At 65.0% G+C, this 12218-nt stretch carries 12 protein-coding genes; 11 read left to right on the top strand and 1 reads right to left on the bottom strand.

What is annotated here, in order from left to right; all coding sequences use genetic code 11:
* The coding region (locus AAG799_RS09680; RefSeq protein ID WP_341895623.1) for an ATP-binding protein at positions 1–1561 on the bottom strand (1561 nt) is incomplete at its 3' end.
* A gap of 284 nt (positions 1562–1845) precedes the next feature.
* Here AAG799_RS09680 and coxB point away from each other — a divergent pair.
* Genes coxB through AAG799_RS09625 form a run of 11 tightly spaced genes read left to right on the top strand, consistent with a single transcriptional unit; the run spans position 1846 to position 12195 of the window.
* A complete protein-coding gene (coxB, locus tag AAG799_RS09675) occupies positions 1846–2700 on the top strand; it encodes a cytochrome c oxidase subunit II (RefSeq protein WP_341895622.1) in 855 nt (284 codons plus the stop codon).
* A 30-nt stretch (positions 2701–2730) separates the two neighbouring features.
* Positions 2731–4371, top strand: a complete 1641-nt coding sequence (ctaD, locus tag AAG799_RS09670; RefSeq protein WP_341895621.1) for a cytochrome c oxidase subunit I — start codon at positions 2731–2733, stop codon at positions 4369–4371.
* A 30-nt stretch (positions 4372–4401) separates the two neighbouring features.
* Positions 4402–5346 carry a heme o synthase gene (locus AAG799_RS09665; RefSeq protein ID WP_341895620.1) on the top strand — a complete coding sequence of 315 codons (945 nt, stop codon included), beginning with the start codon at positions 4402–4404 and terminating at the stop codon, positions 5344–5346.
* Positions 5343–5477: a hypothetical protein gene (locus AAG799_RS09660; RefSeq protein WP_341895619.1), complete on the top strand. Its 135-nt coding sequence runs from the start codon at positions 5343–5345 to the stop codon at positions 5475–5477. The genes AAG799_RS09665 and AAG799_RS09660 overlap by 4 nt, the downstream gene beginning before the upstream one ends.
* On the top strand, positions 5474–6070 hold the full coding sequence (locus tag AAG799_RS09655; protein ID WP_341895618.1) for a cytochrome c oxidase assembly protein: 597 nt from the start codon (positions 5474–5476) through the stop codon (positions 6068–6070). The genes AAG799_RS09660 and AAG799_RS09655 overlap by 4 nt, the downstream gene beginning before the upstream one ends.
* 23 nt (positions 6071–6093) lie before the next feature.
* Positions 6094–6903: a cytochrome c oxidase subunit 3 gene (locus AAG799_RS09650; RefSeq protein WP_341895617.1), complete on the top strand. Its 810-nt coding sequence runs from the start codon at positions 6094–6096 to the stop codon at positions 6901–6903.
* Entirely contained in the window at positions 6903–7295 is a 393-nt protein-coding gene (locus AAG799_RS09645) for a DUF983 domain-containing protein (protein WP_341895616.1), read from the top strand. Before AAG799_RS09650 ends, AAG799_RS09645 begins: the two co-directional genes overlap by 1 nt.
* A 4-nt stretch (positions 7296–7299) precedes the next feature.
* On the top strand, positions 7300–8025 hold the full coding sequence (locus AAG799_RS09640; RefSeq protein ID WP_341895615.1) for an SURF1 family protein: 726 nt from the start codon (positions 7300–7302) through the stop codon (positions 8023–8025).
* Entirely contained in the window at positions 8022–9515 is a 1494-nt protein-coding gene (locus tag AAG799_RS09635) for a carboxypeptidase M32 (RefSeq protein WP_341895614.1), read from the top strand. Before AAG799_RS09640 ends, AAG799_RS09635 begins: the two co-directional genes overlap by 4 nt.
* An 8-nt stretch (positions 9516–9523) precedes the next feature.
* Positions 9524–10936, top strand: coding sequence for a threonine synthase (gene thrC / locus AAG799_RS09630; protein ID WP_341895613.1), 1413 nt, complete (start codon positions 9524–9526; stop codon positions 10934–10936).
* Positions 10933–12195, top strand: a complete 1263-nt coding sequence (locus AAG799_RS09625) for a pitrilysin family protein (RefSeq protein ID WP_341895612.1) — start codon at positions 10933–10935, stop codon at positions 12193–12195. Before thrC ends, AAG799_RS09625 begins: the two co-directional genes overlap by 4 nt.
* Positions 12196–12218: the final 23 nt, after the last annotated feature.

Genomic DNA, 12218 nt, shown 5'->3' with positions numbered 1-12218 from the left:
CGGGCATTTCGGCCAGGATCGGCGGCGTCCATTCCTGGTCGGCATCCGACAGCAGGCGCCAGCTCGGGAAGGTCATCTGCGCCTGTGTGCCGCTGCCCACCGTGCTGCTCAGGCCGAGCGAACCGCCATGCAGTTCCATCAGCCGCTTGCTGATCGACAGGCCGAGGCCGGTGCCGCCATGCTGGCGCGCCACTTCAGCCTTGGCGAGCTGGAACGGCTCGAAGATATGCTCCAGCCTCTCGGTGGTGATGCCGATGCCGGTGTCGATCACGGTCAGCGACGGCGTGCCGTCCGGCAATTGGCGGAACACCACGTCGATGGTGCCGCCGGCCGGGGTGAATTTCACCGCATTGCCCAGCAGGTTGATCAGCACCTGCTTGACCACGCGCTCGTCGGCGCGCAGCTGCGGCAGGCTGTCGGGCGACAGGTTGCGCAGCGTGATGCCGCCGCGCTCGGCCTGCGGCCGCACCATGGTGAGCGCCGACTGGATCACCGCCGACAGGTCGACGGCCTTTTCATCCAGCGCGTAATAGCCGGCCTCGATGCGCGACATGTCGAGAATGTCGCCGATCAGGGCCAGCAGATGGGTGCCCGAGCCGTTGATATCGCGCGCATAGTCGACATAGCGCGGCACGCCGACCGAGCCGAACATCTGGTCGCGGATGATTTCCGAGAAGCCGATGATGGCATTCAGCGGCGTGCGCAGCTCATGGCTCATATTGGCGAGGAACTGGCTCTTGGCCCGGCTGGCTTCCTCGGCCTGGCGCAAGGCGGCCTCGATGCGGCGCTGCTGGCGATACTGCTCGGTGATGTCGCGGCCCGAGCCGCGATAGCCCATGAAGCGGCCATTGGCATCGAAGACCGGTTTGCCGTTGATCTCGATCCACAGTTCGGTGTCGCCCGAGAGCGAGCAGTAGCGGAAGCCGCGGAACGCCTCATGGCGCTCCAGCTGGCGCTTGTGCTCGTCCCAGAACAGCGTATCGGCCTCGGAATCGCCCTGCACGGCGACCTCCCAGCGGCAGCGGCCGAGGAACAGGGTGCGCAGCGCCATGGTATGGGGAGACGAGGAGTCGGAAATCCAGGTAAAGCGATGATCCGCATCGGTTTCCCAGAACCAGTCCGAAGCCAGTTCGGCGAAATCGCGCAGCTTGTACTCGGCGACCTGCAGGGCCACCTGGTGCATCTTTTCCGGCGTGCTGGCCTCGGCGATCACCATCAAGCCGGTGATGCGGCCGTTATTGTCATTGAGCGGGGCGACCGTGAGGCCCTGGCAGAGCCAGCCGTTGGCCCAGCGAATCAGGGTGTTGCCGATCTGCCGGCGGTTCTCCCGGCGGGTCATGTCGAGCAGGTCGCGCACCTTGGCGACCTCGCCAAGCGCAAAGCCGGCCGACAGGCCCTGGCCGGCCAGGGCCTCGGCATTCATCTCGGTCAGAGCAGCATAGGCGGTGTTGCACGACACGTAGCGGTAATCATCGCCAGGGCCATATTCAACCGTAAATGCCGGCCTATCGAGCCAGTCCAGTATGTCCTGCGTCAGTTTCCGCTGGTTCGGATCGAGCATGCCTTCAGCCCCCGGGAAGGGGCAGCTTAGGGGGCCGACCCGGGCGGCGCAAGCACAAGCCAAATCAATGCTTAAGGGGTCGAAATCGGGGGGTGCGGGAGCGCAGCGACAAATCGTCGCACAAGGGCTGCAGACGGCGTCCGGCAGACTGGGCGGGCGGCATGTGCCGGTGTATGGTCCGCCCTCGAAAGAGTTTAGACTCCCAAGTCATTAAACGAGGGTATTGAACGATGGGGTGGACTTCGTTTGCAGCCGTCCGCTGGGCTGCACGCCGTGTTACGGCTTTGACCACGGCTCTGGCCGTTCCCGGGCTGGCTCTTGCCGCCCTGATCTCCAGTGTCGCCCCGGGGGCCGCACAGGCGGCCGACGGGACGCCCGGCCTGCCGACGCCCTGGCATCTGGGCATGCAGCCCACGGTGAGCCCGGTGGCCAGGGAGATGCAGCATTTCCACGACCTGCTGCTCTGGATCATCATCCTGATCTCGGTCTTCGTGCTGGCGCTACTGATCTACGTGATGGTGCGCTTCCGCGCCTCGGCCAATCCGGTGCCCTCGCAGACCTCGCATAACACCCTCATCGAGGTGCTGTGGACCGTGGTGCCGATCCTGATCCTGATCGTGATCGCGGTGCCGTCCTTCAAGCTGCTGTACTTCGCCGACAAGACCGCCAAGCCGGAACTCACCGTCAAGGCGATCGGCAAGCAGTGGTACTGGTCCTACGAATATCCCGACAACGGCAACTTCACCTTCGACGCCACCATCGTGCCGGAGAACGAGATCAAGCCAGGCCAGCAGCGCCTGCTGGAGACCGACAATGTTGTTGTCGTGCCGGTGGACACCAATGTGCGCCTGCTGATCACGGCCGCCGATGTGATCCATGCCTGGGCCATGCCGGCCTTCGGCGTGAAGAAGGATGCCGTGCCGGGCCGCATCAACGAGACCTGGTTCCGCGCCGAGCGGGAAGGCGTCTATTACGGCCAGTGCTCGGAAATCTGCGGCGCCTATCACGGCTACATGCCGATCAAGGTGCAGGTGGTTTCCAAGGAGGCCTTCACCAAGTGGGCCGCCGAAGCCAAGACCAAATTCGCCACTGTCGACGGTCCGTCGCCGCGTCTCGCCGACGCGCGCGCCGCCCAGTAACCGCATCAGATTCGAGGAGTAGGGAACGCCATGGCTCAGCCTCATGCCCACGCGGCCCATGATCACGCGCACGCGGGTCACGACCACCACGACGATCATCACACGCCGACCGGCTGGCGTCGGTGGATGTATTCCACCAACCACAAGGACATCGGCACGCTCTATCTGATCTTCGCCGTGATCGCCGGCCTGATCGGCGGCCTGTTCTCGGTGCTGATGCGCGCCGAGCTGATGAATCCCGGTGACGGCATCCTGGGCGGCAACCATCACCTGTTCAACGTGCTGGTCACCGGCCACGGCCTGATCATGATCTTCTTCATGGTCATGCCCGCCATGATCGGCGGTTTCGGCAACTGGTTCGTGCCGCTGATGATCGGCGCGCCGGACATGGCCTTCCCGCGCATGAACAACATTTCCTTCTGGCTGCTGATCCCCTCGTTCGGCTGCCTGCTGCTCTCCACCATGGTGGAAGGCCCGGCCGGCGGTCTCGGCATGGGTGGCGGCTGGACCATCTATCCGCCGCTGTCGTCCGATGTCGGCCATCCCGGCCCGGCGGTCGGCTTCGCCATCCTCAGCCTGCATATCGCCGGTGCCTCGTCGATCCTGGGCGCCATCAACTTCATCACCACCATCTTCAACATGCGCGCGCCGGGCATGACCCTGCACAAGATGCCGCTGTTCGTGTGGTCGGTGCTGATCACCGCCTTCCTGCTGCTGCTGTCGCTGCCGGTTCTGGCCGGCGGCATCACCATGCTGCTGACCGACCGTTATTTCGGCACCGCCTTCTTCAAGCCTGAGGGCGGCGGCGATCCGATCCTGTTCCAGCATCTGTTCTGGTTCTTCGGCCATCCCGAAGTGTACATCCTGATTCTGCCGGGCTTCGGCATCATCAGTCAGATCATCTCGACCTTCTCCAAGAAGCCGGTGTTCGGCTATCTCGGCATGGCCTATGCCATGGTCGCCATCGGCGTGGTCGGCTTCGTGGTCTGGGCGCATCACATGTACACGGTGGGCCTGGACGTCGACACCCGCGCCTATTTCACCGCGGCCACCATGGTGATCGCGGTGCCGACCGGCGTGAAGATCTTCTCCTGGATCGCCACCATGTGGGGCGGTTCGATCCGCTTCACCGTGCCGATGCTGTTCGCCATCGGCTTCATCTTCCTGTTCACGGTGGGTGGCGTCACCGGCGTCGTGCTGGCAAATGCCGGCGTCGACACCTATCTGCACGACACCTATTACGTGGTGGCGCATTTCCACTACGTGCTCAGCCTCGGCGCCGTGTTCGCCATCTTCGCCGGCTTCTACTACTGGTTCGGCAAGATGTCGGGCTATGAGCTGAGCGAGACGGCTGGCCAGATCCACTTCTGGACCACCTTCGTCGGCGTCAACCTGCTGTTCTTCCCGATGCACTTCCTCGGCCTGCAGGGCATGCCGCGCCGTATTCCGGATTACCCGGATGCCTTCGCCGGCTGGAATTACGTCGCCTCGATCGGCGCCTATATCTCGTTTGCCTCGACGCTGTTCTTCGTCGGTTCGGTTATCTACGCCTTCATGAAGAAGAAGCAGGTGGCTGACAATCCGTGGGGCGAGGGCGCCACGACGCTGGAATGGACCCTGTCGTCGCCGCCGCCGTTCCATCAGTACGAGAAGCTTCCGGTCATCAAGTAAGGCCGGAGTTCCAGCCCCAGGAGTCCCAGTTTGTCCGACGCCAGTTTCATTGGACAGGGTAACGAGGCCGGCAATGCCGGCCTCGATGCCGCTTACGCCAAGACCGGTGATGCCCGGCCGGCCGACTATTTTGCGCTGCTCAAGCCGCGCGTGATGTCGCTGGTCGTGTTCACCGGCCTGGTCGGCATGGTGCTGGCGCCCGGTCAACTGCATCCCGTGCTGGCGCTCACAGCGCTGCTGTGCATCGCCATCGGTGCCGGCGCCTCGGGCGCGATCAACATGTGGTACGACGCCGATATCGACGCGGTGATGAGCCGCACCCAGGGCCGGCCGATCCCGCAGGGCAGGATCAGCCGTGACGAGGCGCTCGGTTTCGGCTGCGTGCTGTCGGTCGGCTCGGTGCTGGTGATGGGCCTGGGCGTCAACTGGGTGGCGGCTGCCATCCTGGCGCTGACCATCGGTTTCTACGTTTTCATTTACACGATGTGGCTGAAGCGCCGCACGCCGCAGAATATCGTGATCGGCGGCGCCGCCGGCGCCTTCCCGCCGATGATCGGCTGGGCCGCCGTCACCGGCGATCTCAGCCTGCTGCCGCTGCTGCTGTTTGCCATCATCTTCATGTGGACGCCGCCGCATTTCTGGGCGCTGGCGCTGTATCGTTCGGATGACTATGCCCGCGCCGGCGTGCCGATGCTGCCGGTCGTGGCCGGCGAGCGCGAAACCCGCCGCCAGATTCTGATCTACAGCCTGCTGCTGGTGCCGATCACGCTGAGCCCCTGGATGCTGGGTCTCGCCGGTCCGCTCTACGGCGGTGCGACTGCCGTGCTGGGCGCGATCTTCCTCGGTCTTGCAGTGCGCATCTGGCGCGGCACCGGTGATCGCGCCGCCAAGCATATGTTCGCCTATTCGATCCTCTACCTGTTCCTGCTGTTCGCCCTGCTGCTGGCCGAACGCGGGCTTGGCTGGGGGGCATGAGCGCGATGCCGAGGCATGACGAGCACAAGCGCCGCCGGGCGCGCAATATCGCCTTGGCCGTGGCGCTGTTTGCGCTGGTCGTGCTGTTCTATTCCATCACCATCGTGCGTATGAGCGGAGGTGTGCATTGAGCGCGCGCCGCGACAGCCTGCAGGTCAGGAACCGCCGCATCGCGCTGTATTGCGTATCGACGGTCGCGGTGATGATCGCCGGCGCCTTCGCCTCGGCGCCGCTCTACGACATGTTCTGCCGTGTCACCGGTTTTGCCGGCACGCCGCTGCGCGCCGCCGCGGCGCCGGGCGTGACCGATCCGAACGAGACGCTGGTGACCGTGCGCTTCAACTCGGATGTGGCGCCGGGCATGCCGTGGAAGTTCCAGCCGGTACAGCGCGAAGTGAAGGTGCGGCCAGGCGAGGAGACGCTGGCGTTTTACCGCGCCATCAATCCGACCGCGCGGGCGGTAACCGGCACGGCGAGCTTCAATGTAACGCCCGAAAAGGCCGGCCAGTATTTCAACAAGATCGCCTGCTTCTGCTTCACCGAGCAGCTGCTCGGCCCCGGCGAGACCGTCGACATGCCGGTGTCCTTCTTCGTCGATCCTGAAATTCTCAAGGATCCGAAGACCCGCGACGTGCTCGACATCACGCTGAGTTACACCTTCTTCCGCAAGGAAGATCCCACCCGTGTCTCCGACCGCGGCGGTGCCGCGCGGCCGGTCAACTAGAGTCTGTAAAAGGGGGTATCACCATGGCCAGTAGCGCCCGCAATCACGATTACCATCTCGTCGACCCCAGCCCGTGGCCGTTCATCGGCGCGATGGGCGCTTTCGCGCTTGCGATCGGCTCGGTCTACGCTTTCCATGGCCACAGCTATCTGTGGATCCTGCCCGGCCTGGCGGTCGTGCTCTACACCATGGCTGCCTGGTGGCGCGACGTGATCCGCGAAGCCGAGCATGACGGCCATCATACCCCGGTGGTGCAGCTGCATCTGCGCTACGGCATGGTGATGTTCATCGCTTCCGAAGTGATGTTCTTCGTCGCCTGGTTCTGGGCCTATTTCGGCGCCGCGCTGTATCCCACCGAGGCGATCGGCCACCAGTGGCCGCCGGCCACCATCGAGACCTTCAATCCCTGGGAACTGCCCTTCGTCAACACGCTGATCCTGCTGCTGTCGGGCACCACGGTGACCTGGGCGCATCACGCGCTGCTGCATGACGACCGCAAGGGTCTGGTGCAGGGCCTGACGCTCACCGTGATCCTGGGCGTGCTGTTCACCGCCTGCCAGGCGTTTGAATACAGCCATGCCGCCTTCGGCTTCACCGATGGCATCTATGCCTCGACCTTCTACATGGCGACCGGCTTCCACGGCTTCCATGTCATCGTCGGCACCATCTTCCTGCTGGTCTGCCTGCTGCGCGCGATGAAGGGTCACTTCAAGTCCGACCATCATTTCGGCTTCGAGGCGGCTGCCTGGTACTGGCATTTCGTCGACGTGGTCTGGCTGTTCCTGTTCGCCGCCGTGTATTGGTGGGGCTCGGGCACTCCGGCTGCACACTAGTGACCAAACCGATGGCGGCCGCGTTTTATCCGCCGCTGTCACCGTTCTCCACGGGGCTTCGCTGCAGGTGTCCCCGCTGCGGCGAAGCCCCGTTGTTTAACGGGCTGCTGACGATCAAGTCGCGCTGTCCGTCCTGCGATCTGGATTATGCCAAGATCGACGCCGGCGACGGGCCGGCTGTCTTTGTCATCCTCATCCTCGGTTTCATTGTCGTCGGCCTGGCGCTGTGGGTCGAATTGCGGTTCGGTCCGCCACTGTGGTTGCATCTGGTGCTGTGGACCCCACTTATCCTTGGCGGGTCGATTGGCATGCTGCGGCCGTTCAAGGGCGTGCTGGTCGCCCTGCAGTTCCGCCACAAGGCGTCGTCCGACATCGAATTGCTGCGCGAGTAATCCATTGAAAATCCTTGGTTTCCGGCCCGCCTTGGTGCCGACGCTGATCACCGTTCCGGCCCTTGTTCTGCTGCTGGCACTTGGCACCTGGCAGGTGCAGCGGCTGCTGTGGAAGCTCGACCTGATCGCCAGTGTCGAGGACGGCATGAAAGCCGCGCCGGTGGTGCTGCCGGCGGGACCGCTGGATGCCGAGGCCTGGCATTTCCGCCGCGTGGTGGTGAAGGGCAGCTTCGACCACAGCCATGAATTCCATCTGCTGGCGCATTCCGAACGCGGCAATTTCGGCTATCACGTCATCACGCCGCTCAAGCGCAGCGATGCGCCCGGCTGGGTGCTGGTCAGCCGTGGCTGGGTGCCGGTCGAGGACAAGGCCCCGGCGCGGCGCGCGCAGGGCCAGGTCGAGGGCGAGGTCACCATCACCGGCGTGGCGCATGCGCCCTGGGGCAAGGGCTGGTTCACGCCTGACAACGACCATGCGCGCAATCTCTGGTACTACGGCAACGCCGCCGAAATGCTGGCCCTGGCCGGGATCAAGGAAGCGCCGGTATTGTTCGTCGATGCCGATGCCGATGTGACGGTGCCCGGCGGCTGGCCGCGCGCCGGCCATACCCGGCTGACCTTCACCAACAACCACCTGGCCTATGCCTTTACCTGGTACAGCGGTGCCGTGGTCCTGGCCGTCATTTATGTGCTATGGCATCGGCGGCGGGCGCGCGAAAAGGCCGAATGATGAAAAGCTACAAGGCTCTGGAGAAGCAGTTCCACCGCATCGGCGCCATCAACGGCGCCCTTGCCATGCTGGGCTGGGACCAGGCGACCATGATGCCCGATGGCGGGGCCCGGGCGCGGTCGGAGCAGATGGCGACGCTGAACGTGCTGCGCCATGAATGGATCACCGATCCCGGCCTGGGCGACCGGCTGGGCGAGGCCGAGGCACAGAAGGCAAAGCTGAACGACTGGCAGCGCGCCAATCTGCGCGAGATGCAGCGCCAGTGGCGCCATGCCACGGCGCTGACGCCCAAGCTGGTCGCGCTGCGCTCCAGGACCACCATGGCCTGCGAGATGGTGTGGCGCAAAGCCCGCCGCGACGACGATTTCAAATCCTTCGCCAAGGGATTCAAGCCGGTGCTGGAGATGGTGCGCGAGGTGGCGGCGGCCAAGTCGGCCGCCTTTGGCGTTGGCGCCTATGATGCCCTGCTGGACGAATACGAGCCCGGCGGCAAGTCGGCCACCATCGACAAGCTGTTCGCCGATCTGGGCAGCTTCCTGCCCGATTTCATCGACCGGGCGCTGGTGAAGCAGGACAAGCGCAAGGCGCCGCTGCCGCTGCAGGGTCCGTTCGCCACCGAGACCCAGCGCGCGGTCGGGCTGAAGCTGATGAAGGCGCTCGGCTTCGATTTCAACCATGGCCGCCTCGATGTCAGCCTACATCCCTTCACCGGCGGCATCCCGGATGACGTGCGCATCACCACACGCTATTCGGAAGACGATTTCACCAAGGCGCTGATGGGCGTGCTGCACGAAACCGGCCATGCGCTCTACGAACTCGGCCTGCCGAAAGCCTGGCGCGACCAGCCGGTGGGTGAGTCGCGCGGCATGGTGCTGCATGAAAGCCAGAGCCTGCTGGTCGAAATGCAGGTCTGCCGCGGTGCCGACTTCCTGATATTCGCCGCGCCGCTGCTGCGCAAGGCCTTCAAGGGCAGCGGCGAGGCCTGGTCGGAAGCCAACCTGCTGCGCATCTATGCCCGCGTGAAACCCGACCTGATCCGCGTCGATGCCGACGAGGTCACCTATCCCGCCCATGTCATCCTGCGCTACCGGCTGGAGCAGGCGATGCTGAGCGGCGACCTGCCGGTCAGCGACCTGCCGCATGCCTGGCATGACGGCATGCAGACCCTGCTGGGTGTTGAAGTGCACAACGATGCGCAGGGCTGCATGCAGGACATCCACTGGCCGTCCGGCGCGATCGGCTATTTCCCCACCTATACGCTGGGGGCGATGGCGGCGGCGCAGCTGTTTGCAGCGGCCAAGGCGCAGGATGCGGCGATCCAGCCCGGCATCGCCAAGGGCGATTTCAAGCCGCTGCTGCGCTGGCTGCGCGCCAATGTGCATGGTAAGGGTTCGCTGCTCACCACCGACGAGTTGCTGCGTCAGGCCACCGGCAAGCCGCTGGGCACCGCGGCCTTCAAGGCGCATCTCAAGACGCGCTACCTGAACTGAGACAAGCGATGCGTTACGTTTCCACCCGCGGCCAGGCGCCGGACCTCGATTTCGAAGGCGTGCTGCTGGCCGGCCTGGCCAGCGATGGCGGCCTCTATGTGCCGCAGAGCTGGCCGCAGTTCTCCGCCGCCGACTGGCGCGCCATGCGCGGGCTGAGCTATGCCGAGATCGCCTTCCGCGTCATCAAGCCCTTCATCGGCGGCAGCATCCCCGATGCCGAGCTGCAGCGCATGATCGCCGAGGCCTATGCCACCTTTGGCCACAAGGCCGTGGTGCCGCTGCGCCAGAGCGATGCCAATGACTGGGTGCTGGAGCTGTTCCATGGCCCGACGCTGGCCTTCAAGGATGTGGCGCTGCAGCTGCTCGGCCGGCTGTTCGACTGGGCGCTGGCGCGCTCGGGCAAGCGGGCCACCATCGTCGGTGCCACCTCGGGCGACACCGGCTCGGCCGCCATCGAAGGCTGCCGCGGCCGCGCCAATCTCGACATCTTCATCCTGTTCCCGCATGGCCGCGTCTCGGATGTGCAGCGCCGGCAGATGACCACCATCGCGGATGCCAATGTGCATGCCATCGCGCTGGAAGGCACCTTTGACGATGCCCAGGCGATGGTGAAGGCGCTGTTCAACGATGCGACGTTCCGCGACTCCGTTGGCCTGACGGCGGTGAATTCGATCAACTGGGCGCGTGTGATGGCCCAGATCGTCTATTACGTGACGGCCTCGCTCAGTCTCGGCGGCCCGGAACGGGCGCCGGCCTTCTGCGTGCCGAGCGGCAATTTCGGCGATATTTTCGCCGGCTATGCCGCCGCCAGGATGGGCCTGCCAATCGCCAAGCTGATCGTCGCCACCAACCGCAACGACATCCTGGCGCGCTTCTTCGCCACCGGCGACTATCGCAAGGGCGGCGTCGAGCCGACCATCAGCCCGAGCATGGATATCCAGGTGGCGAGCAATTTCGAGCGCCTGCTGTTTGACATGCATGGCCGCGACGGCGCCCAGATCCGCCAGCTGATGGCCGATCTCGACAAGAATGGCGGCTTTACCGTATCGCCCAATGCGCTGGCCGAGACCAAGCAGCTGTTCGCGGCCGGCAAGGCCGACGAGGCCGCCACCAAGGCGATGCTCAAGACGGCCTTTGAGGCCGGCAACGGCCTGCTGGTCGATCCGCATACGGCCGTAGGGCTGGTGGTGGCGGCGCAGCAGCGCAGCAGCAAAGCCCTGCCGGCAGACACCGCCCTGGTGACGCTGGCGACCGCCGATGCCGCCAAATTCCCGGCCGCCGTCGAGGCCGCCACCGGCTGCCATCCGGCCCTGCCGCCGCGCCTGGCCGACCTGTTCGAGCGCCCGGAGCGCCAAACCGTGCTGGCCAACCAGTACGACACGGTGCGCGCCTTCATCGAAACGCGTAGAGTAAAAGCATGACAGTCAGGATCGGTACACTTTCCAACGGCATGCGCGTGGTCTCCGAGACCATGCCGCAGGTCAAAACGGTTTCAGTCGGTGTCTGGGTCGATGCGGGTGCGCGCGACGAGACGCCGGAGATCAACGGTGTCGCCCATATGCTGGAGCATATGGCCTTCAAGGGCACCGAACGGCGTTCGGCGCTGGCGATTGCCGAGGAGATCGAGGCGGTCGGCGGCCATCTCAATGCCTTCACCTCGCGCGAGCAGACCGCCTATTACGCCCGCGTCATGGCCGCTGATACCGGGCTGGCGCTGGATATCCTGGCCGATATCCTGCAGCACTCGGTCTTCGATGCCGATGAGATGGAGCGCGAGCGCGAAGTCATCATCCAGGAAATCGGCCAGTCGGAAGACACGCCGGACGACATCATTTTCGATCATCTGCAGGAAACCGCGTTTCCGGCGCAGTCGCTCGGCCGCTCGATCCTCGGCACCGTGGATCGCGTAACCGGCATGCAGCGCGGCGACCTGCAGGGATTCCTGGATCGCTTCTATCATGGCCCCAGCCTGGTGCTGGTCGCCGCCGGTGCCGTCGAGCATGAGCGGCTGATGGCCGAGGCGGAAAAGCTGTTCGGGGCCTTAAGCCGCACGTCGCGCCCGGCGCAGCAGACTGCGCTGTATGGCGGTGGCGGCGAGCGCCGCGCCGTCCGCGAGCTGGAACAGGCCCATGTCGCCATAGCTTTGCCGGGCTTGGCCTTCGATGATCCCGATTACTACGCCATGCAGGTCTATTCCACCGTGCTGGGCGGCGGCATGTCCTCGCGTCTGTTCCAGGAAGTGCGCGAAAAGCGCGGCCTGGCCTATTCGGTTTATGCCTATCCCTCGTCCTATCGCGACGGCGGCCTGATGACGATCTATGCCGGCACCGGCGGCGAAAAGCTGCCCGAGCTGATGCCGGTGCTGGCCGACGAACTGGGCAAGCTGTGCGGTCGCGTCGATGACGACGAGCTGCAGCGTGCCCGTGCCCAGCTCAAGGTCGGCCTGGTCATGTCGCTGGAAAGCTCTGGTGCGCGCATCGAGCAGCTGGGCCGCCAGATGCTGCTGTTCGGCCGCCCGCTCGATATCGATGAAGTGCTGGCGTCTGTCGACCAGGTCGATGGCGCCGCCGTGCGCAAGGTGGCCGAGCGGGTGATGCGGTCGGCGCCGCCGACCGTGGCGGCGCTGGGTCCGGTTGACCGGCTGGAAAGCTACAGCCGCTTCGCCGCCAGATTTGGCTGATCGGATCGGCGGGGCAGGGGGAA

It is taken from the genome of Ferrovibrio terrae (assembly GCF_943371255.1).
In the GTDB taxonomy this organism is placed as follows: Bacteria; Pseudomonadota; Alphaproteobacteria; order Ferrovibrionales; family Ferrovibrionaceae; genus Ferrovibrio; species Ferrovibrio terrae_B.
Note: the sequence above shows the minus strand (reverse complement) of the source record. Positions and strands in the feature narration are given on the sequence as shown.

What these genes read in the sequence shown, in the direction of transcription:
- ctaD (WP_341895621.1), top strand. Translation starts at nt 2,731, where the DNA reads ATGGCTCAGCCTCATGCCCACGCGGCCCATGATCACGCGCACGCGGGT.
- AAG799_RS09660 (WP_341895619.1), top strand. Translation starts at nt 5,343, where the DNA reads ATGAGCGCGATGCCGAGGCATGACGAGCACAAGCGCCGCCGGGCGCGC.
- AAG799_RS09650 (WP_341895617.1), top strand. Translation starts at nt 6,094, where the DNA reads ATGGCCAGTAGCGCCCGCAATCACGATTACCATCTCGTCGACCCCAGC.
- AAG799_RS09635 (WP_341895614.1), top strand. Translation starts at nt 8,022, where the DNA reads ATGATGAAAAGCTACAAGGCTCTGGAGAAGCAGTTCCACCGCATCGGC.
- thrC (WP_341895613.1), top strand. Translation starts at nt 9,524, where the DNA reads ATGCGTTACGTTTCCACCCGCGGCCAGGCGCCGGACCTCGATTTCGAA.
- AAG799_RS09625 (WP_341895612.1), top strand. Translation starts at nt 10,933, where the DNA reads ATGACAGTCAGGATCGGTACACTTTCCAACGGCATGCGCGTGGTCTCC.